Origin of the sequence: Moorena sp. SIO4E2, assembly GCF_010671945.1 — a bacterium.
GTDB classification, from domain to species: Bacteria; Cyanobacteriota; Cyanobacteriia; order Cyanobacteriales; family Coleofasciculaceae; genus Moorena; species Moorena producens.
Window position 1 is genome coordinate 1 of sequence record NZ_JAAHIE010000079.1, and the last position, 21,427, is coordinate 21,427.

17 protein-coding genes and 2 pseudogenes are annotated in these 21,427 nt (G+C 43.8%); 11 read left to right on the forward strand and 8 right to left on the reverse strand.

Annotation, left to right across the window (positions count from 1 at the left end; genetic code table 11):
• The 3 genes from F6K37_RS11565 to F6K37_RS11575 form a co-directional block, all read right to left on the reverse strand.
• Positions 1-1,094 (reverse strand): DEAD/DEAH box helicase (locus F6K37_RS11565; RefSeq protein WP_287250254.1); only part of this gene is annotated, 1,094 nt, incomplete at its 3' end.
• A gap of 348 nt (positions 1,095-1,442) precedes the next feature.
• Positions 1,443-2,228: a peptidoglycan editing factor PgeF gene (pgeF, locus tag F6K37_RS11570; protein WP_287250257.1), complete on the reverse strand. Its 786-nt coding sequence runs from the start codon at positions 2,226-2,228 to the stop codon at positions 1,443-1,445.
• 202 nt (positions 2,229-2,430) lie between these two features.
• Entirely contained in the window at positions 2,431-4,443 is a 2,013-nt protein-coding gene (locus F6K37_RS11575) for a protein kinase domain-containing protein (RefSeq protein WP_287250259.1), read from the reverse strand.
• 329 nt (positions 4,444-4,772) lie between these two features.
• On the opposite strand from F6K37_RS11575, the gene F6K37_RS11580 reads away from it, so the two are divergent.
• Complete coding sequence (locus tag F6K37_RS11580) at positions 4,773-4,940, forward strand: hypothetical protein (RefSeq protein WP_287250260.1); 168 nt, start codon at positions 4,773-4,775, stop codon at positions 4,938-4,940.
• Between the two features lie 320 nt (positions 4,941-5,260).
• On the opposite strand, the gene F6K37_RS11585 is transcribed toward F6K37_RS11580, so the two are convergent.
• Positions 5,261-5,398, reverse strand: a complete 138-nt coding sequence (locus F6K37_RS11585; RefSeq protein ID WP_287250262.1) for a hypothetical protein — start codon at positions 5,396-5,398, stop codon at positions 5,261-5,263.
• Between the two features lie 47 nt (positions 5,399-5,445).
• Here F6K37_RS11585 and F6K37_RS11590 point away from each other — a divergent pair, with 47 nt between their 5' ends.
• The 3 genes from F6K37_RS11590 to F6K37_RS11600 all read left to right on the forward strand — a co-directional run bounded on the left by F6K37_RS11590 (position 5,446) and on the right by F6K37_RS11600 (position 8,622).
• Positions 5,446-5,862, forward strand: coding sequence for a hypothetical protein (locus tag F6K37_RS11590; protein WP_502887736.1), 417 nt, complete (start codon positions 5,446-5,448; stop codon positions 5,860-5,862).
• Between the two features lie 101 nt (positions 5,863-5,963).
• A complete protein-coding gene (locus tag F6K37_RS11595; RefSeq protein ID WP_287250279.1) occupies positions 5,964-6,737 on the forward strand; it encodes an ABC transporter permease in 774 nt (257 codons plus the stop codon).
• 961 nt (positions 6,738-7,698) lie between these two features.
• A complete protein-coding gene (locus F6K37_RS11600) occupies positions 7,699-8,622 on the forward strand; it encodes an ABC transporter ATP-binding protein (RefSeq protein WP_287250265.1) in 924 nt (307 codons plus the stop codon).
• A 126-nt stretch (positions 8,623-8,748) separates the two neighbouring features.
• Here the strand turns inward: F6K37_RS11600 and F6K37_RS11605 are convergent, their stop codons facing one another.
• Positions 8,749-9,015: a hypothetical protein gene (locus tag F6K37_RS11605; RefSeq protein WP_008180172.1), complete on the reverse strand. Its 267-nt coding sequence runs from the start codon at positions 9,013-9,015 to the stop codon at positions 8,749-8,751.
• A 1,214-nt stretch (positions 9,016-10,229) separates the two neighbouring features.
• Between F6K37_RS11605 and F6K37_RS11610 the strand changes: the two are divergent.
• A pseudogene (locus F6K37_RS11610) lies at positions 10,230-10,822 on the forward strand (Uma2 family endonuclease).
• 526 nt (positions 10,823-11,348) lie between these two features.
• The gene (locus tag F6K37_RS11615; protein ID WP_287250268.1) at positions 11,349-12,509 is read left to right on the forward strand and encodes an esterase-like activity of phytase family protein; all 1,161 of its coding nucleotides are present in this window, start codon (positions 11,349-11,351) and stop codon (positions 12,507-12,509) included.
• A 283-nt stretch (positions 12,510-12,792) separates the two neighbouring features.
• Here the strand turns inward: F6K37_RS11615 and F6K37_RS11620 are convergent, their stop codons facing one another.
• Positions 12,793-12,957 carry a hypothetical protein gene (locus tag F6K37_RS11620; RefSeq protein WP_287250270.1) on the reverse strand — a complete coding sequence of 55 codons (165 nt, stop codon included), beginning with the start codon at positions 12,955-12,957 and terminating at the stop codon, positions 12,793-12,795.
• A gap of 46 nt (positions 12,958-13,003) precedes the next feature.
• Here F6K37_RS11620 and F6K37_RS11625 point away from each other — a divergent pair, with 46 nt between their 5' ends.
• Together F6K37_RS11625 and F6K37_RS11630 are read left to right on the forward strand one after the other, a co-directional pair.
• Positions 13,004-13,618 (forward strand): chromophore lyase CpcT/CpeT, encoded by a 615-nt coding sequence (locus tag F6K37_RS11625; protein ID WP_287250272.1) that lies wholly within the window; start codon positions 13,004-13,006, stop codon positions 13,616-13,618.
• Between the two features lie 263 nt (positions 13,619-13,881).
• Entirely contained in the window at positions 13,882-15,015 is a 1,134-nt protein-coding gene (locus F6K37_RS11630; RefSeq protein ID WP_287250274.1) for a glycosyltransferase family 4 protein, read from the forward strand.
• Between the two features lie 54 nt (positions 15,016-15,069).
• On the opposite strand, the gene F6K37_RS11635 is transcribed toward F6K37_RS11630, so the two are convergent.
• Positions 15,070-15,579 carry an RNA-guided endonuclease InsQ/TnpB family protein gene (locus F6K37_RS11635; RefSeq protein WP_008180178.1) on the reverse strand — a complete coding sequence of 170 codons (510 nt, stop codon included), beginning with the start codon at positions 15,577-15,579 and terminating at the stop codon, positions 15,070-15,072.
• A 395-nt stretch (positions 15,580-15,974) separates the two neighbouring features.
• Here F6K37_RS11635 and F6K37_RS11640 point away from each other — a divergent pair, with 395 nt between their 5' ends.
• On the forward strand, positions 15,975-18,539 hold the full coding sequence (locus tag F6K37_RS11640; protein WP_008180179.1) for an adenylate/guanylate cyclase domain-containing protein: 2,565 nt from the start codon (positions 15,975-15,977) through the stop codon (positions 18,537-18,539).
• Positions 18,540-18,559: 20 nt separating this feature from the next.
• On the opposite strand, the gene F6K37_RS11645 is transcribed toward F6K37_RS11640, so the two are convergent.
• Positions 18,560-18,781 (reverse strand): DUF7219 family protein, encoded by a 222-nt coding sequence (locus F6K37_RS11645; RefSeq protein ID WP_008180180.1) that lies wholly within the window; start codon positions 18,779-18,781, stop codon positions 18,560-18,562.
• A 969-nt stretch (positions 18,782-19,750) separates the two neighbouring features.
• Here F6K37_RS11645 and purC point away from each other — a divergent pair.
• Together purC and F6K37_RS11655 are read left to right on the forward strand one after the other, a co-directional pair.
• A complete protein-coding gene (purC, locus tag F6K37_RS11650; protein WP_008180181.1) occupies positions 19,751-20,479 on the forward strand; it encodes a phosphoribosylaminoimidazolesuccinocarboxamide synthase in 729 nt (242 codons plus the stop codon).
• A 298-nt stretch (positions 20,480-20,777) separates the two neighbouring features.
• Positions 20,778-21,427: pseudogene (locus F6K37_RS11655) on the forward strand (hypothetical protein); the annotation flags it as partial.

Genomic DNA, 21,427 nt, shown 5'->3' on the forward strand with positions numbered 1-21,427 from the left:
GTTTGATGAGTAATCGCGGGAATCAATAACTCTTGAGAAATGCGATAAAGTGTAGCATTACCATTGGTAAAAATTAACATCTTCTCTGGGTAATGCTGAGCCAGTAAATCTAGCAAAATCCTTAATTTTCCATCGGTACCCAAAGCAATTTCCTTGGCCTCCCGGTGAGCTAACATGGCACGGCGTCCGCTTTGCGATCGCGCACTTGCCATCACAAAGTGCTGCCAACCTTTAATACTCCCGAGATGAATGTTGGATGTCCGCAAAAAATCATTGCGCAACGCCATGCAAGAATTATAGCGATCGCGTTCTTTTTGGGAAAGCTTCACCTTAATCTGAATTACCTTATGGTCAGCTAGTGCCAAACCCGCCAATTGATCAGGGCTTTTCCGATAAACCTCTGGTCCTATCAAACCATTAAGATCCCAATGACGGCCATCGGAGCGTTCTGGGGTTGCTGTCAATCCTAACCGATAGGGTGCGATCGCATATTCTGCAATCACCTTATAAAAATCCGTAGGTAAGTGATGACACTCATCAAAAATCACCAAAGCGTACCGATTCCCTAAGGTTTCCGCATGAATAGTGGCACTATCATAGGTGGCGATCAGGATAGGCGTGCGATCGCGAGAACCACCCCCCAACACTCCCACCTCCACATCTGGAAAGGCTGCCTCCAGTTGAGCATACCACTGGTGCATTAAATCTAGGGTTGGTACCACAACTATGGTACTACGAGGAGTGTCTTGCATTGCCAACTGTGCCAGATAAGTCTTACCTGCTCCTGTTGGTAGCACCACTACCCCTTTACGACCGGCTTGCTTCCATGCCAATAGAGCTTCCAGTTGATGGGGATAAGGTTCCATCTCAAAACTAGATACTAGTGGCAGAGGCACAAATTCCCTAGCATCATCAATAAAATCAACCTTGTCTCTGAGTAAGCTTTCTACCAGAGGACGATAGTGAATTCCTCTAATCCGAAACTTTTCTACCCGATCATCCCAAGTCGCATACTCCACCCAAGCTTTACCCCTCGGTGGTGGATGCAAAATCAGAGTTCCCCGGTCAAACGTTAATCTAGGGGTGCGTGGCATGAACTTAAGGACGTTTCTTTGCTATTGTCGTACCGGTTCCGTTGCATTCAGCCGTCAGCCGTCAGCCGTCAGCCTTTGGATCAAGCTGCTTGAGGTGCTTTCCATAACTCAGCATTATTCGAATGCTTACTTGTTTTCTTGATGCAAAGCCCGAGTGGGGGAAACCCCCGCAGGTCGGTAATGGTGCGTTTTCCGTAGGCGAATTAAATTCGCCACGGGTCGCACCTCTGCATGGCTTATTAAAAAGCTGTTCGGTGTAGCTTCCTAATAGCCCATAACCACATCAAGTAGCACAATCTGTAGTTCATTAGCTGATAGCTGATACGCGACACGCTGATAGCTTACGCTTCAATAGCTAATAATACCAGACCACTGAACTTTCTTGAGTTGATTACGGCGATAGGAAAAAAAACGCTCCGGTTCAGAGTAAGTGCAGTGGGGTGCGATCGCAATTTGTTCTGAATCAATGCCCAATTGTTCCAACTGTAAGACATTCACTCGCCGCACATCCAAGCGTACTCGTCCGGGTTTCGGGTCCTCTAATATTGGGGAGTCGTCTAGCTGCTGCAAAACCCCCATAATTGATTCAGTGGTATTCCCTTGATCAGTAGATACAATACTAGCTCCCACTTCAGCCGCCACCGTTTCTGATACCTGATAGCATTCCCCTGTAATTGCTGGACCGAGAGCAATGCGTAAATTTTCTTTACGGCTACCATTGTTTAGCAATCGTGCGATCGCATTAGGAACAATCCGTTGAGCAGTACCCCGCCAGCCCGCATGAATTGCTGCTACCTGTCCCGTTTCGATATCCCCAATCAGTAAGGGCGTACAATCTGCCGTACAAACCCAAACACCTTGGTTAGCTTCCTCACTTATAATACCATCAGCCGGTGGTTTATCGGAGTCTGGCTCACCGTTTTGGGTACTTTCAATTTCCCCAGGAGTCAGTACTGTATTGCCGTGGACCTGTTTAACTCGATACACCTGGGCATCAGGCTGGAGTACATCGACCATTTCTTCAGGAGAACGGGGAGAAAATGCTGAGGAAAAGAAGCCGTGATTCCATTGCTTCAATAGGCTACTCGTTAAATAGGGCAAATTGTTCCAAGTGTGCCAGTGCCAGGTATGCATTTAAATTTTATTAACGGTTTACACTTTACAGTTTACAGCTTAGACTTTACACTTTATCCTTTAAGCTGTTGTGCATTTCAATTAGATATTATTTAGTTATCAAAAAAATAAAACTCTTTACCCCTGCTCCCTGCTCCCTGCTCCCTGTTCCCTTGCTCTCATAACCTAAAATTTTAAATTAACACCAGCTTACTGTCATAAATTAAGGCAACTTCCAAAGTTTAATACTATCATCTCTACTCCCACTGACTAAGGTTTTTCCATCGGGACTAATCGCCAGAGAACTCACCCAGTTTGTATGACCAGTGAGGGTATTTTTCAACTCACCCGTTTCTAAATTCCAAACCTTAATGGTATTATTAGCACTACCACTAACCAAGGTTTTACCATCTGGGCTAATCGCCAGAGAATGAACATAGTATATATGTCCAGTCAAGGTATTTTTTAATTCACCAATTGTTAAATCCCAAATCTTAATATTACGGTCTAGACTACTACTAAATAATGTTTTACCATCAGGACTAATGATTATAGAAACAACGGAATCTCTATGACCGGTGAGGGTCTTTTTTAGATTACCTGTATCCAAATCCCAAATTCTGATCGTATTGCCCCCATTACCACTAACTAACGTTTTGCCATCAGGGCTAATCACCACCGAACTAACCCAATTCGTTTCCCCCGTTAAGGTTTGTTTAAGCTTACCCGTCGGTAAATTCCAAACTTTGATAGTTTGGTCATAACTTCCACTTACTAACGTTTGTCCATCAGAACTAATCGCAACAGAACTAATAAAACCCTGATGACCAGTGAGATTCTTTTTTAGCTGACCCGTTTTCAAATTCCAAATCTTTACAGTGTTGTCATCTCCACCACTAACAATAGTTTCTCCATCAGGAGTAATAGCGACGGAATAAACATTACCATCATGGCCATTAAGGGTTCTGACTAACTCACCTTTCGGCAAATCCCAAATTTTTATAGTATGATCATTACTACCACTTACCAAATATTGACTATCAGGACTAACAGCAATAGAACGCACTGAGTTAGAGTGTCCACTCAGAGTAGTTTTGAGGTAGGTACTGCTGGGTAAACCAGCAATCAAAAAACTTAGATTAGAGGGAAAGGTTTGATACCGAAAATATCCATATCCTTGAGTAATTAATCCTAGAGATAATAAATAAAATCCTCCCATCATCACTTGTTTTTTTAACTGGTCATTTTGTCTGAATGACGTTAAAAAATTCCGAAAAGACTCGTGATAATTAGACGTTGATTGAGAGGGATTAGCAGAGGGCGCAGACTGAAGCTCCAACACCTCCAAAACTTGGTCTACAGACTGATAACGGTGCTGATAGCTTTCTGGGAGCAGCCGATCCATTATCCACCACAATTTTTCACTCACCGGTTGCTTTAAATGCTTTCGCCAACTATTTACCCAGCGATAGCCTTGTTTCTTCCACAAATCCCAAGGATGAACATTGGTCAGCAAATGAAAGCACGTCGTGCCCAAACTGTATAAATCACTAGCAGCATAGGCTTTACCTCCCTCCATTTGTTCCATAGGCACATAGCCAAAGGAACCGATAGTGGTGCCAGTGATATTAGCCATTACCGTAGCCCTCAATTGCTTGGCTATCCCAAAATCGATTAGTACTAGCTGACTCTTTTTTTCAGATCCTTGAGCCGCAGCAGGACGGCGAATGATATTACCTGGTTTAATATCTCGGTGAATCACCTTCTGTTGATGGACAAACTTGAGAATAGTTAGCAGTTCAAATAAAACATCCTTAATCTTGTCTTCATTGAACGGTCCTGCTTCTGCCAACTCTTGCTCTAAGGTTTTCCCCTCGATATACTCTTGGAGCAAATATAAGCGCTGATCTTCTTCAAAGTAAGCTAGCAAAGTAGGGATTTGGGGATGTTGTCCCAGCCTTTGCAATTGTTTTGCCTCTTGGTCAAATAATGCTCGTGCCTTCTTGAGTGCCTTTGTTCCCTCAATTTGGGGGGCTAGCTGCTTAATCACACACTGTTCATCCAATTTGTCCCTATCTTCTGCCAAATAAGTTTTGGCAAATCCCCCATCTCCGATGGGTCGAATCGGACGATAGCGGTTTTTCAGGAGTACTAGTTTGTTACCACAGCTTTGGCAAAACTGGTTATCATCCGGATTAATGGGATTCTGGCAATCAGGATTAAGACAGCAGATCATACTGGCAGGTCATTAGGGAATTTGGGTATGACTAGGCCATTAAGAGGGTAGTTTTTTCCTGTTGATTTTCCTCTTAAGAGGGAGCATGTCACAGTTAAATGACATACGGTAGTACTTACGGTAGAAATTCCCTGGTATCAGGATGGTTTTAGTAGATGCTAGCGGTAGCTGTTAGCTAATCGGATCAAGTAGCAGGGATGGCCAAAAGGCCAGGCTACTTTAGGTGCTTTGCGGTTTCCGAGAGATTTGAATCGGTAATGGTGATACGATCAAGGATTTGAGCTGTTGACCAATCCTTATGATTAAGGGTGCTGGTTAATTTACCTTCAATGAATGATATTAGCAGAATTTTAGGAAATGCGATCGCAATCTGGTTATATTTTACCGGTTATCGGTTACCGGTTATCGGTTATCGGTTACAGGTTATCGGTTATCGGTTACAGGTTATCGGTTATCGGTTACAGGTTATCGGTTATCGGTTACAGGTTAGCGGTTAGGTGGTTATTAAACCTTGGCCTTTCGGCCACGCGATCGCGTTCAACCTGTTTAACCTTCAACCTTCAACCTGTTTAACCTTCAACCTGTTTAACCTTCAACCTGTTTAACCTTCAACCTGTTTAACCTTCAACCTGTTTAACCTTCAACCTGTTTAACCTTCAACCTGTTTAACCTTGGCTTTTGGCCACGCGATCGCGTTCAACCTGTTTAACCTTCAACCTGTTTAACCTTGGCTTTTGGCCACGCGATCGCGTTCAACCTGTTTAACCTTCAACCTGTTTAACCTTCAACCTGTTTAACCTTCAACCTTCAACCTCTTTTAGGAACTATACTCTGTCACGGAAGTCATGGATTCATAGTAGGGACGACTGACGGCTGATAACTGAATGCTTACCATAGCTATTGTCAAGCCTAGGTATAACATAACAACGCTACCAGATATAATCTGATCTATCATTCTTTTATGGAATCTATTACCTCCGATCTATTACTTCTGAAACTACCATGAGAGCATCTAATCGAATTCCCCTAGTTTTGTTTCTACTGCGCCTCAGTGTTTTTATAGTAATGCTGATGTGGACAATCGATAAATTCGTGCGTCCTGAACATGCAGCTGCGGTCTATGAAAACTTTTACTTTATTAGTGGACTCGGTAACAGCATTTTTATTATTATTGGCGCTATCCAGCTAGTCATCATCATCAGTTTTTTAATAGGGTGGAAAAAACGATTTACTTATGGTAGCGTATTAGTATTTCATGGGGGATCAACTCTCTCATCCTATAACCAATATATAAGCCCCTTTAATGATCCGAACTTGCTATTTTTTGCAGCCTGGCCAATGTTAGCAGCTTGCTTTGCCCTTTATTATCTCAGAGACCTTGATACGCTGTTTGTAATCGATAGGCGATCGGTAATTTAAAGATAAAATCTAGGGTTCAAGTTTAAAGTTTAAAGTTTAAAGTTTAAAGTTTAAAGTTTAAAGTAACAATTACCACATGAAAAATGATACACAGGATAATTATAAAATATTGGCGGGAAACCTGGGCTGTAGCACAGCGAATCTTGATTGAACTATGGCGAAGGCAGCGTAGCCTATTATTTTGGAGTATTTTTCCAATTACTGTGCTATTTCTCAACGGTTTAATTATGGCAGAACAGGCTCAGCTATCAACCGCTGAAGCATTTGAACGTGCTGCCCCAACTACTATTGTCGGTGCTGCTTTGTTTTTTAGCTGCTTAGGGGGTAGCGTCGCAACGGTAGTCTCAGAACGAGAACAGCAAATGCTCAAGCGTTTATTTCTCTCTCCATTAGGCGGCATATCCTATTTCTTAGGAATTTTTTTGGCTCACAGCTGCATTGGTACAGGTCAAGCCTTAGTGGTTTATACCATAGCAGCATTTTTGGGGGCAAGGTTTCAAGGTTCGGTGTTGTTAGGGGTATTGATTATTGTCCTGAGTATTATTGCTTATGTGGGAGTGGGATTTTTTCTGGGAACTCAATTAGCGCGGCGGACTGAGGACGTTAATGCCTTAGTGGGAACCTTCGGTGTACCTCTATTAATTTTGGGGGGTGCGTTTTTACCAACTGCTTTGTTTCCGGAACAGTTACTGGAAATCGCTAAGTTTAACCCAATTTATCATATGAACGAAGCCTTGCTGGGAGTATGGGCTGATGGCAAGGGTTTGGTGGAAATCGAGTCCCATTTCTGGTTTTTGTTTGGCTTTGCCTCAGTGATGGTGATAGTCGGATGGTTGTCATACCAGGGGATGGTTCAGGTAGAGAGGAGATTGTGATTACCCACGGGAGTTTGGTGCAGGGTAACTTAGTTTAAACTATTGAAAAATGAGGAGGTTTGCACAAAGAAATAAACTCAAGTATAGTCGGGTCAGTTATCTATTACCTAGTAGGTAAGCATATGCGCTACGCGCACGCGTGCGCGTTCAGCCGTCAGCCGTCAGCCGTGAGCTTTTAGCTCACGCTACGCGTTCAGCTTAAAATAAACCTAAAACGAGAGAATTTAATAGTTCGAGATTAATGAGAATTGAAAGTCTGGGGAAAAGTCTATCAGCTAATGCTTCACAGGCTAGAAGCCTGTGAAGCATTAGCTGATAGCTGACCGCTGATAGCTGAATGCTTACCCTAGTACTCCTATAAAATCATCCGATTATCTTGACACTCCCCGCTAATCGCGAGACGGGGATTCCTAGATCAACGAGCCACCTTAAACCGTCGTGTTCCATCTTTGACGCCGCCAAAAACAGGACAGTACTCAAACCAAGAATCCGCTGTGCCAAATTCCTAGTCGATTCACGACAGACCCAGAGGGCAGTTCTCCTTAGGCGTATCGGCAAAGCCGACGCTACGCGAACGGGTACTTTAACCATTTCCCCAGGTTCCGGTGTGCCCCACCGTACCTTGTTGTTAAAAAGTGATTTTTCCTGGGTTCACACGCCAATTGCTAGTTGACGATTGGGTTTTTAAAGAGGATTCTCCCTGCCCTCTAGGCATTACTACTTTGTGGTCAATCAGTTGCGGGTCTCTCTCCCGTCTGAGCCAACGGTTTTTCAGCCTGTACCTAATATTAGACTATATCATCTTTTCCAATGATTCCGGAAACCTACGCTTATTTTTCTAGGCGACTTTAGTCGCTGTGAGTCTTCATCCCCGGTTTAAAAACACGGGGCTTTCGACTTGTACGTCCCCGCGTAAAAAAAGTCTGATTAAATTGCCTTAGTATTGCTGAAGGTTTAACTAGTGCTAAATATCCATAAATTAAATAAGTCTTACGGTAATCGAAACGTTCTGCGGGATTTAACCCTAAATATTCCAGGGGGAGAAATATATGGTTTACTCGGACCCAATGGTGCAGGTAAGACAACTACTATCAATATCATCTGTAACTTACTACGAGCGGATAGTGGTGCGATCGCAATCAATAACCAACCAGTGTCCGAGGCAACGAAAAAGCTGATTGGGGTTGCCCCCCAAGAGAATTTACTGTATCAAACCCTTAGTTGTCAAGAAAACTTGTATTTCTTTGCTCGTCTGTATGGTTTAGATGCTCAGCAGTGCTCTAAACAAGTTTACGCTGCCCTTGCTGCAGTAAATTTATTAGAGCGGGCAAAAAGTCCGGTGGAAACCCTCAGTGGTGGGATGCAGCGACGGATGAATATTGCTGTGGCTCTAGTGCATCAGCCGAAATTACTTATTTTAGATGAGCCTACCACAGGCTTAGATATTGAAGCCCGATATGAAATTTGGGACTTGATTCGACGTCTTCAGCGCCAGGGAATTACTATTTTGCTGACGACTCATTCCCTTGATGAAGCAGAACGTGTTTGCCAGAGAATTGGTATTCTTAAACAGGGACGGATTGTAGCAGAGGGGAGTTTGCTTGAGTTACGGCAAAAGATTCCCGCTCAAGAAATTGTAGTAGTAGATACCCCTCAAGAAGAACAAGCGATCGCTCGTGCCCAAGAATTAGGGTTTACTCATCGCCGCTATGGAAATGATTTAGCCTTTTGGCTACCAGAGTCTTTAGACCTGAAGGATATTATTGCTTGTTTTGATGGGATTCCCCTCGATTCCATTGCTCGTCAGCCAGTGCGGCTGGAGTATGTCTATGTAGAGGTTACATCAAATCTGGTTGAATGCTGGTCACTTACTCAAAGAAGTTAGTGGTTAGTCGTTAGTCAGAGTGTCTTGATCTCTACTAACTACTGTAGGGGCCAACAACTGTTCGCCCCTACTAACCACCAACAACAAATAACAAACTGGAAATTCTGGGTGATTAATGATAACAATCTACAAACCATTCCCTTTGCTAGACAGCTGAGCCGCAACTTTCCTGAATACGTACACCAAGCCCTCTGATGACAAAAGACTCATCTGGGCCAGGATATAATCAGCGAAGTGGGTAGTTGCTGAAAGCACAATCAACCCCGATTCTTGGTCAAGCAAGCGCTCAATCAATTCAGCCTTTTCCTCTACAGATAATGTTTCGGCTAGACGCCAAACGCTATCAACCTTATTAGGCTTGGAGTTAATGTCAATTACGCAATTCTTATACATTGCCTTACTGCCCTTAAATAACTGATGGGATTATAGAATTGCTGAGTTGACCGCCGTAACCGTAAATCTACTTATAGAGAATAGACCACCTCTGCAATTCTAAGTAAATTCCTCAAGGTTAATCAACCTGTTAGGGTTAATCAATGTTTTGTCTTCACAGGGATATTATAACCATTTTTTTCAGGATTTGTCACCATTTCCAGATATCAAGGCAGAGCCTTAAGCTGGTCTTCATTTAAATTCCATGGTTCTGACAGCAGGGGAGCATCAATTCCCCCTAACCCCCCTTAGTAAGCCAGGGCTGTTTCATTGTCGGACTAAAATGTGATTGGTGGGGATATAGGGAGATAGGGAGATAGGGAGATAGCGGTGTGAACGCGCACCGTGGGGAATTTTTATTAATAAAAAGTGCGACCCGAAGGTGCGACCCAAGGGCGAGTAAATCGCCCTTGGCGCGCACCTATAGCGCGAATTTAATTCTTAATGGGTCAAGCGCACCTTAGGTATTTTTCACCTTAAAAATATCCTCTCCCCAGCACCCCACTTCCCTTGAAGTTACAGTAGTTGAGGGTAGCATTTATGGTCGGCAGGTTATGGGCAACAGGTTTAAGTTTTTGTAATAAGGCTACCCTCTTCAAGGTTTCATCCCTTTCACGCTTATTGACCTGACAATTTATCCCAAAGAATGAAACAGCCCTGCCCTTAGTAAGGGGGTAATGGGAGCATTGGAGAGGGTTTGAAGGTTTTTTGCTAACTGAATAATATCCAATTTAAATGCGCAACAGCTTAAATTAAAAATGCCTAAAAAAAAAATTGGTATCTTGAACGTTTAATGTTGATTTTTATACCCTGTTACAGAGAATAAAAATTTAGTTTAACAGAGCATTGAAACCCCCAACTGTCTTATGCTTATCCTTGGGATTTTACACGATGATTGGACTAAGCTAATATCCCTTTAAAACCGTGTCTGTATGGATGATATAAAATATCGTTTTTTTTAGCATAATAAAGTACAATTTTTTTTTACATTTTCCCTCTTATAACTTTACTGCTCCGAAGCTCCGTTGGCGTTTGCGCAGGGTCGGGCAAAGCCCGAAAGCGTGGCCCACGGCCTTAGCTCCATGCTTCCTAAAACCAAAAAAAATGTACCTTACTAGCTTAAAAAGCGCTATACTATAATTGAGAAAACTATTGCTACTATCTAAACTGATAAGATGAACCCTAATACCGTCAGTTTACCGGCTAGGCTCGAATTAATTATTGACTTAACTGACAAGCAATTTTTTCAGCTTTGTCAAACTAACCGTGACTTGAGATTCGAGCGTACAGCTAAAGGATAATTAATTATTATGCCACCTACGGGTAGCAAAACTAGCGTACGCAATGCTGATCTAACGTATCAGTTAAGAGCTTGGAGTCGCCAAAATCAGCTAGGAAAATCCTTTGACTCTTCCGGTGGTTTCAAACTTTCCTCGGGTGCAGAGCGCTCTCCAGATGCGTCTTGGGTGAAAATTGAACGGTGGAATGCTTTGACTCAAGCGGAAAAAGAAAGATTTGCTCCTTTGTGCCCCGATTTTGTGGTTGAATTAATGTCTCCCAGTTATTCCCTGGAAAAGACACAGGCCAAAATGAGGGAATATAGGGATAATGGCGCAAGACTGGGATGGTTAATTAATCGCCAACAGCAGCAAGTATAAATTTATCCTCCCGATCGAGATGTGGAAATTTTAACTAGTCCACAAACATTATCAGGAGAGGATAGGATGTTTTGCCAAGGTTTGTTTTGGATTTGGTTCCAATCTGGTGAATAGTTTGTGTCTGTTTGTAATAGACATCTCGTAAACTAGTCAACTTCTTGCCAATTGTTCGGTCATTAGGATTTTATATCAAGTCCGGTTAAATACCCATAATAAAAGTGTATCGAAGGCAGAGGGCAGAACGCATAAGGGTGCATCTCAATGCATTAAATTAGGCAAAATTATCATAAAATTATCATACTTCCCACACTTCCCACACTTCCCACACTTCCCACACTTACCTTCTTTTTTACAAATATGAGATGCACCATGATCGACTGCATCAAGAGACAGGGTAGTAATTTTTAGGGATAGATGTTAAGCTATCCAAGACTCGTTTTTTAAACTGTTTTAAAAACATGACGCGAGCATAATTTAATTTTTAAATAGCACCAATAGTTAGTAGACAGCTTGGTACTTTTTTTTAGACCTAATTTATAACAATCAACACTTCTGGTCGAACCAAGTAATAATACAAGTAAGTTAAGGTACTGGTAGACTGACCTAATGTTAAGAAAACCTAAAAAACTATCAAATATGCTATGGGTTGTGGTAATAATATTCCTGGGTAGCCTGACCACTACCTGTAGCTTTTTACCAGCCATCACAGCAGAGGAACGCACCTTCCTCAACCTTTCCGTGAACTTCTTAGGGGAGTATCAACTCCCCCAAACGGAATTCAAAAATACCGTAGTGGGAGGGTTGTCAGGATTGGCCTATGATCGGGAACGCGATCGCTTTTTAGCTGTTTCTGATGATCGTTCTCGATTAGCTCCGGCTCGATTCTACACCCTAAAACTAACCTTCAATCCCACCGATACAGGAAACATAGGGATTGAAAACGTAGAAGTGGAAGATGTCACTTTCCTCAAAGATAAAAATGGTGAGACCTTTGTAAGGGGTACCCTGGATCCAGAAGGGATTGCTTGGTCTGGAAAAGATTCTGTATTTATCTCTAGTGAAGGGGCTACTAATCAAGGCATTGCTCCATTCATTCGGCAGTTTGATATAGCAACAGGACAACAGTTGCAAAACTTAAAAATTCCCCAGCGTTATCTACCGAATGACACTGACCTAGGAACAGTCAGTAATGGTATCCAGGATAACTTAGGCTTTGAGGCATTGACCTTAGAACCGATCAGCCTAGCTGCAGCAAGTGGGCAAGAGTCATTTCGCTTATTTAGTGCCAGTGAGTACTCCCTACACCAAGACCAGCCAGAAGCAGATACCGAACAAGCAGCGGGAATTCGTTGGTTGCACTATTTGATTGGAGACGTTACTCCTCCAATGCTGGTTAGTGAACATCTTTACTTACTCGAGCCAGACCCCCCTAACACCCTTTCTCACGGTTTGACTGAGTTATTAGCAGTGGATACCGCAGGACATTTTCTGAGTTTGGAGCGTACCTATGGTTTATTTGGATTCAGTGCCAAACTTTATCAAGTGGTGATGGGTGGAGCAACCGATACCACCAAAATTTCTACTCTCAAGGGTAATATTTCCAAGATTAAGCCCCTGCAAAAAAAGTTGTTGTTGGATTTGAGTGAATTGGGGATTTACTTAGATAATTTAGAGGGAATGACCCTTGGTCCGCGCTTGAGTGATGGCACTCAGAGTTTAATTTTGGTGAGTGATAACAATTTTAGTGAGGCTCAGGTGACACAGTTTCTATTGTTTGGGATTAAAGGTTTGAAATAGCTCAAAAAAACCAGAGGTATTCCCAAGCTCTTGCCAGTAAGCTATCAGCTATAGCGCTGGGGACAGCAAATACGGAATAGGGAACTTCGGATCATGGTAATGATGGGCGCTTGTCAACTAAAGCTTTTAGCAATTGGTCTGTAAGCATTCAGCCGTCAGCTGTCAGCCGTCAGCTAAAAGCTCACGCTACTTGAGGTGCTTAAGATAAACCTTGAACGGGAGAATTTAATAGTTCGAGATTTTGTAAGCATATGCGCTACAGATGGTGCTACTTGAGGTGCCGTCAGCTTATTTTATTCAAAAGCACTTCAAGTAGCACCATCTGTAGCCGATAAGCTGAAAGCTGATAGCTGATAGCTGAATACTTACATTGGTCTTGATGCAGAATCCAAACATAAGCGACTGCATCAAGACGATGTATTGTAAAGATACTAACTGCATCAAACACTACTTCATCCGAAGTTCGCGCTATTCTAAGTTCAACACTTCTGGTAATGACTCATTCTACGGATATCGCTACTTTAGCTCGCTGGATGGCAGCTGATTTTAGTAACCAAGAGCAGGCGTTTGAGAATCCACCATTGTATGCTCACATCCGCGTCTGCATGCGTCCTCTACCTTGGTCAGTGCTAGATGGATGTAGCTTGTTCCTTGAGCAAGCCTATGACTATATGCTCAACACCCCCTACCGAGTGCGGGTGCTAAAGATTGTTGAGCTAGACGGGCAAATCAAAATCGAAAATTACAAGGTTCAGGATGAAAAACTATTATACGGAGCTTCCCGTGATTTAGAACGTCTAAAATCCCTGAGTGCCCAACAGCTAGAGAAGCTTCCTGGTTGCACGTTCAATGTTGCCTGGACTGGTCATAGCTTCAAAGCGGAAGTAGAACCAGGTAAAGCTTGCTTGGTGGTGCGCAATAGTAAAGAAACCTATCTCGATAGCAGCTTTGAAGTAATGGAAGAAAAATTGATTAGTCTTGACAGGGGACGTGACCCCCAAACCGATGAACTAGTTTGGGGTTCGATTGCTGGAGCATTTCACTTTGCACCCAGGACTAGCTTCGCTTCAGAAGTGCTGATCCCAACTCCAGAATTTACTGAACTATAGAAGAATTAACTCTTACCTTGGCGGTTTGAGGTCAAAAAATGTTCCATACAAACCACTATTATAGCCAAACTGATCAGGTTAGAGTCAAGGGCGTCCTGGAATCCCTAAACGCCATGGCCAATGGTCTAATACCTAGAAACTAATTCATGTTCAACAAGTGCCCCAAACCTGATACATTTAGCGAGTAGGGTCAAGCAAATTGGATTAAGAGACTATCAAAGACAAATAATTAATGACTAATGACTAATGACTAATCACTAATTATGCGAATTGCTTTTTTTACTGAAACATTTCTACCCAAAGTTGATGGCATCGTGACCCGGTTGCGCCACACGGTGGAACATCTGCAGCGTAACGGTGACCAAGTGCTAGTTATATGCCCAGAAGGGGGACTAAAAGCCTACAAAGGAGCCAAAATTTACGGTGTTTCTGGCTTTCCCCTACCCCTGTATCCGGAATTAAAGCTAGCCCTGCCACGACCCTCCATTGGTGGGGTATTAGAAAAGTTTCAGCCAGATTTGATCCATGTTGTCAACCCAGCAGTATTAGGGTTGGGAGGGCTGTATTATGCCAAGGTGATGAATATTCCCTTGGTCGCCTCCTACCACACCCATTTACCTCAGTACCTCCAGCACTACGGATTGGGTATGCTCGAAGGAGTTATGTGGGAGTTAATTAAGGTTAGTCACAATCAAGCTGAGCTGAATTTGTGTACCTCTAATGCTATGGTACAGGAATTAAGAGACCATGGTGTTGAGCGAGTAGACTTGTGGCAGCGAGGTGTGGATACGGAAACGTTCCAACCAGAGTTAGCTTCATCCCAAATGCGATCGCATCTTTCCCAAGGAAATCCAGACAGCCCCATACTCCTTTATGTAGGCCGTCTTTCTGCTGAAAAAGAAATTGAGCGGATCAAGCTAGTGCTAGAAGCAATTCCCAACGCTTGCCTAGCATTAGTAGGGGATGGACCCCACCGTAAGGAACTAGAAGCACACTTTGCTGGCACCCCGACTCATTTCGTGGGTTACCTTACCGGTACAACCCTCGGATCGGCCTTTGCCTCTGCTGATGCATTTATCTTTCCTTCTAGGACAGAAACCTTAGGACTAGTCTTACTAGAAGCGATGGCAGCAGGTTGTCCTGTGGTAGCAGCCAACTCTGGAGGGATTCCCGATATTGTCACGGATGGGATGAATGGGTATTTATACGATCCAGCAGATGAGCAAGGAGCGATCGCAGCAACCCAGCGTCTCTTAGCACAACAGCAGGAACGGGAAACTCTGCGCCGCAATGCTAGAGCAGAAGCTGAACGCTGGAGTTGGTCAGCTGCTACACGCCAATTGCAACATTACTACCAGACTATCGTGTTTTCCGAATCCATGTCTTCCGCTGCTTGACATACTCCCCCGTTAAATCGGAGATGATAACGGGGGATTCTCACAATATGTGATTCAAGGTTCAATCAGACAACTTCTTGAATTAGGTTTCCCTTCATCAACAGCGGTCGAACTCACGCCTGCGCGTTTCCGTATTAACGGCAGTTTCCTATGCCCTAGGGTACTGTTGTACTCAACACCTAAAACCTCTAATCCCCGCTTCAAAATGTTGAGAGCTGCGTTGGGATCACGACAGATTTCTAGATGACAACGAGGACATTTATGAGTCCGGGTGCTGAGGGATGTTTTCACCCGATAACCACAGTTAGAACAATCGGCAGATGTGAAGTGGAGGTTGACCGATATCACAGTTTTATCCCAGATTTTTCCAAAGTATTCTAACCATTGGGTGAATTGATACCAACCTGGATCAGAAATCGACTTAGCCAAATGATGATTCTTGACCATGTTTTGTATCTTGAGATCTTCATAGACAACCACATCCTCCTCCCGACATTGAGGTAAGCATCCCACAGGTCTGACACCAGTAGCGGTTTTAGGTGTTAGGTGTGAAGTTTTAATCACCTAAGGCTTAATTAAGCCTGCCTAATTCAAGGGTTTATGCCTAGTCATAGGGAGCATGTCAAGGAAGGGTTTCAGGGTCTCAGGGGGCGTAATGGGGTTGAGCTTACTGACTTTATTACAAAATCTTATCGAAAACTTAACTATTGTAATTGTACAATCCTTAACAGTTTTAGGGAAACCTATAGTCTAGAAAGTACCCCCTAGGGTACTGATTTTGACTGTAGAGATATGCCAAACTTGTAATCAGGATAGGTATATCCTCAGATCTACTTATAGCCAGGGTGTCAATTCATGTTCTTGAAGTCAAAGACGATAGAAGACTTATCAACGCAGCAATTCTTATCTGCCCAGTTGACTTGCCCTCACGCGCCTCCAAAGGCAGGAGCAGACGAAGTATGACAAGACCGAATACCAGTAGTGTTACTGCTACATTATCTCAGTTAACTCAACCCTCACAAACCAGCCATCTAATTGACCGCATCAAAACCCTATCCATTCCTCAATTTAGCTGCTGGTTAGATTTCTTTGCTGCTGATTTTCAACAGTTTCTGGGAGCGATCGCACTGATCAATAATGATGCTCTGGAAACTCGGCTAGAGCAGGTTATAGAGGCTTTAACCCTAAAAGTTGGTCAAGTCCTACAGGCAGACCAAGCCACTATTTTCATGGTTGACACCGACACAGGTCAACTATGGGCAAACATCCCCCAACCTCACACGGACAAAACCATAGAACGCCGGATTCCCCACAATCAGGGTGTTGTGGGTCATGTTGCTGCCACTGGCAAGTCTTTCAATACGTCAGTTGCTTACCATCATCCCCTATTTAACCCAGAATTTGACGAAATCCCTGGCTATCGTACCCAAAGCCTCCTGTGTATGCCAATTTTTAATCGCAATAACCAGGTGATTGCTGTAATAAATTTTTTGAATAAAACTGGCGGTGTGCCCTTCGATAGTACCAACGAAAAGCAATTTGAGAACTTTGCCGACGACCTTGGCATCATCCTCGAAGCCTGCCAATCATTTCAACAGGCAGCTCGTAACCAAAGGGGAGTGATTGCTCTGCTCAAGGCAACTGAGTCTCTGGGGAAGAGCCTGAAGCTCGAACAAACCCTAAGTTTAGTGATGGAGCAGGCTCGGGATCTAATGCAAGCGGACCGCTCTACGCTATTTTTGCTATGCCAAGAACGCAACGAACTTTGGAGTAAGGTAGCTACAGCGGATGGACAAAACACCATAGAAATCCGAATACCAGCCAACCGAGGTATTGCTGGTTATGTAGCATCCACTGGTGAGCCGCTCAATATTCCAGATGCCTATAAAGACGACCGTTTTGACCCGACCACTGACAAACAAACCGGTTATCGCACCGAAAGTATTCTTTGTATGCCGGTATTTAACTCCAAAAATAAATTAATCGGTGTGACCCAGTTAATCAACAAGCACCAAGGCTACTTTACCAGCTCTGATCAAGAGTTTATGCGGGCGTTTAATATTCAGGCAGGCATAGCTCTGGAAAATGCCCAGCTGTTTGAAAGGGTCCTGATTGAAAAGCAATATCAGCAAGATATCCTGCAAAGTCTAACCGACGCAGTGATTTCCACTGACATGCAGGGACGAATTGTGATGATCAATGATGCAGCCATCAAGTTCCTAGGTGGTCCTAATCGTAGAAAAGGCAGTCCCGATTGGAAATTCTGGCAGTCTAAGCTCACTGGTCGATACATCTGGGATGTAGTACCGATTGAAAATCTCCAGTGGCGTTGGCAAGATAGCTTGGCTACAGGGACTCGGCATTATATGCCAGAACAAACTCTGAAGATTGGTCTGTATAAAGCTCCTCAAGGGGATTTAGGATCACCATCGATGGTGCTGGCAATGCCAAAGTGGGATGACCCGAATGTTTATGTACCCTGGAATGAAACACCCCACACGGAATCTTCATCTACTTATTATTTGTCAAAATACCAAGTTCAGGAAATTGAACGCAGTCTCAACCTAAGCGTCAATCCTTTGCTCAACCCAGAGGGAAGTGTGCGAGGTGGGTTAGTGGTTCTAGAAGATATGACTCGTGAGAAGCGTATGAAGACAGCCATGTATCGCTACATGACTCCACGGGTTGCTGATCAAGTCTTAGCCCTAGGGGAAGATACCTTAATGCAGGGCAAGAAGCAAGAAGTAACAATTCTATTTTCCGATATCCGGGGCTACACAAACCTAACAGAACATCTCGGAGCAACAGAGGTGGTATCGTTGCTCAACAAGTATTTTGAAACCATGGTAGAGGCTGTATTCAATCATGATGGCACCTTGGACAAGTTTATTGGAGATGCCTTGATGGCGGTGTTTGGAGCACCTTTACCCCTGCCAAATCATGCTTGGAAGGCTGTCAAATCAGCTCTAGATATGCGCTCACGCTTAGCAAAATTTAATTCCAATCGCAGTCGTAACAACCAACCTGAAATCCGGATTGGAATGGGAATTAGTTCTGGAGAAGTGGTTTCCGGCAATATCGGCTCCCAAAAACGGATGGACTATACGGTTATTGGAGATGGGGTGAATCTAAGTGCTCGTCTCGAAAGCGTTACCAAAGAGTATGGCTGCGACATTATCTTGAGTGAGTCTACCTATAATTTGTGCCGCGATCGCATTGTGGTGCGGGAGTTAGATCAAATCCGGGTCAAAGGTAAAAACCAAGCGGTTAGGATTTATGAATTAATTGGCAAAACCGACGTATCCCTTAGCGATAAAAGAAAACGGTTCTTGGATTTGTATCAAGCAGGGCGTAATGCTTACATCAAACGAGACTTTCACCAGGCACTCAAGTATTTTACTGATGCACTAGATATACAACCAAATGACCGGCCTGTCAAGACCCATATTAACCGAGCTAAAAACTATTGTGATCATCCTCCTGATGATTCCTGGGATGGAGTTTACACGATGACCACGAAGTAAAGAATGACGTATTTCATCCTTTATATACCCAGGCTCTTTTTGCTTTGTTTCAACTCTTTCCAGAGTTTTTTAATCTGCTGGTAAGCCTCTTTTGGAGGCAGCTTACCAGCAGTTTCCAGATTACAGATGTAGCTGACTTTTTGAGCAAATTCCTGTAAATTAGCGTTAAAAACCACGTTTTCTGGCTTGAACTGACCGTGATAGGGACTGTGAGGGTGTAAAAAATCAGATGGATCTACCATAGCTATTGCCTGCACCAGACGTTTTTAACCTAACCTTAACTTAACTGATTAAAGGATAACTCACGCTCCACCAAATTTCGGATTTTGTCTGATTGTGATTGCTGTAATAGACATCAGGTTTTACGGTACTGCCCAAAACACAAGGGCATTGTCTTGATGCAAAGGGCGAGTGGTTTTGTGTCTGTTTGCGAAACACCACGATTCTCCTTTGGAGACACTAGGTGAATGCACCGCTGTTTTACCCGTGGGAACCCCCACAGGTCGGCGTTAGGTACCCTGTTCCCTTGCTGCATCGCTTTCTGCTTTGCTGAAAAACTTTAGCTAGATCCGTTATAAACCCCACATCTTTTGTTGATTGGTTTAGTGTGGGAGGGGGCTTATAAAGTGCGCCCGTAGGTGGCGCACACAGCCCCTTATGAATCGCGGATATAGCTAAATCTATCTTTGACACTCCTCCTGAATCACGCAGCGAGGATTATTGCTTCTCGGGGAGTCCAACGACTTTACCCTCCACAAGCATACACCGTCTGCCCGGCGGCGTTTGGAAAGGTGCGCGAAAGTGCACCGGGAGAAATTTATTCAATTGTCGTGCTACGGCTTCAACATTTATAAAAAATGCGCGTATTTTTGCTACTTTGCTTCCGGAGCTCAAGCTATCCGAAGCGACCTACTACGCTTTTTATATATGCGTAAAACCGCTAGGTTTAATTATAAATCAAAGCCGTACCTTGAAGGACGGGGCTTTAAACCCAAAATTTTTGGTCAAGATCTATAGCAATCCTAAATCAGTTGTCAAACATGCAAAATCTGAAATCATTGCTGGGCTTGCTTTAAGCGCGATTCGGCGTTCGCTTTGGCCTACGGCCAAAGCGAACGCGATAGCGTCGGCTGTGGCCACTATATTTTACGAATCATTTAGGGCTGGTATATCTGTCAATATATTGTCAGTCAACCATCATCTTACTGATTATGTCCCCTGATCAAAAACTCTACGAAGGTAAAGCGAAAATCCTATATACTACCGATGACCCAGAGATTCTACTGACTCACTTTAAAGATGATGCCACTGCCTTTAATGCCCAAAAGCGAGGTCAGATTTCTGGGAAGGGTGAGATAAATTGTGCGATCGCATCTCATTTGTTCAAAGTCTTAGAAGAGAATGGCATAGCTACACACTTCATTGACCGTCCTACTCCCAACCAAATGTTGGTCAAACAGGTAAAAATTGTGCCCTTGGAGGTGGTAGTCAGGAACATTGCTGCTGGTAGTCTATGTCAACAAACTGGAATACCAGAGGGTCGGGTACTCCCGAAAGCCCTAGTGGAATTTTATTTAAAGAATGACGACTTAGGAGATCCCTTGTTAACACGCGATCGCTTACTACTGCTGGAACTAGCAACGCCTGAGCAGTTGAAGCAACTGATTGAGCAAGCGTTGCGAATTAACCAAATTCTGACTGACTTCTTCTATCAGTGTGGCATTACTCTAGTAGACTTCAAGTTGGAGTTTGGTCTAACCCCGTCTGAAGAACTACTATTAGCCGATGAAATCAGTCCTGATACCTGCCGCCTTTGGAACCAAGCCGAAACTGATCCGGAGCGTCGAGTGATGGACAAAGACCGATTTCGCAAGGACTTGGGAAATGTAGAACAAGCCTATCAGCAAGTCCTACAAAAAGTTCTTGAGAGCAAACTCTAATCAGCCTCTGACTAGATCTGACAGGGTAAAAACAAGTGACGGGATTGATGCCATCGTTAACCCGTAACCCAAAAAAATTTAGCACATTGGTAAAAATAACCACAGACGAACGAAAATAGACAACAGGCATGCGCATTGCTTGCTTAGGTCAAGTGTTCAGTCATGGTACTGTGGCTGACAACTAATAACTAATATAATAGTTGCTCCTATGGCACTGGAGTTGTTAGCCCTCCGTCAACCAGTAATCAATGGCTTACTGAGAGTTTACCAATGACCAATGACCCAATAGGAATGGTGTGTGGAAGTGTCAAAAACAAACAACACAATGCGTTTATCTCCCTTGTTAGCAGCGATCATTGCTGCTACTGCCAGTATTGGTGTATCCAAACCAACCCGTGGGCAAACCATTCAGTCCCTACCGGATGCACCTCAACAGAATTCCAGTGACGTAAAAACACCTGAACCAGCGGTTCCTGAAACAATTGCTGTCCAGGCAAAACCAAGGACTGCCTTGGTGCTTCACTCTTCCGGGACCCAGGTGGCAGTACCCACCAAGAGTGTTCTTGATGCAATAGCGAGTGGGGGAAACCCACGGCAGTCGCTCATGGGGGGAACCCCCAAGACCGCGCTGCCTCCCCAAGACCGCGCTGCATCGCTTGTGCAGTCTGTGCCTACCACTCTCTCGGTGAACAATTCTTCACCAACCCAGGTGGCAGTACCTACTAAACTAGTGGTTCCGGTAGATGCATCACCAACCCAGGTGGCAGTACCTACTAAACCTACTAAACTAGTGGTTCCGGTAGATTCAACAGCCGCAGAGTTACCTTCCCAAACCCCAAAGCCACCCCAACTATCACCGGATAGCATCGAAGGGAGTGCTCAAGTAAAACCTCCAAATGGTATAGAAAAACCGTCCCAACTTCCGGAACCCACTCAACTGGAGCCCCC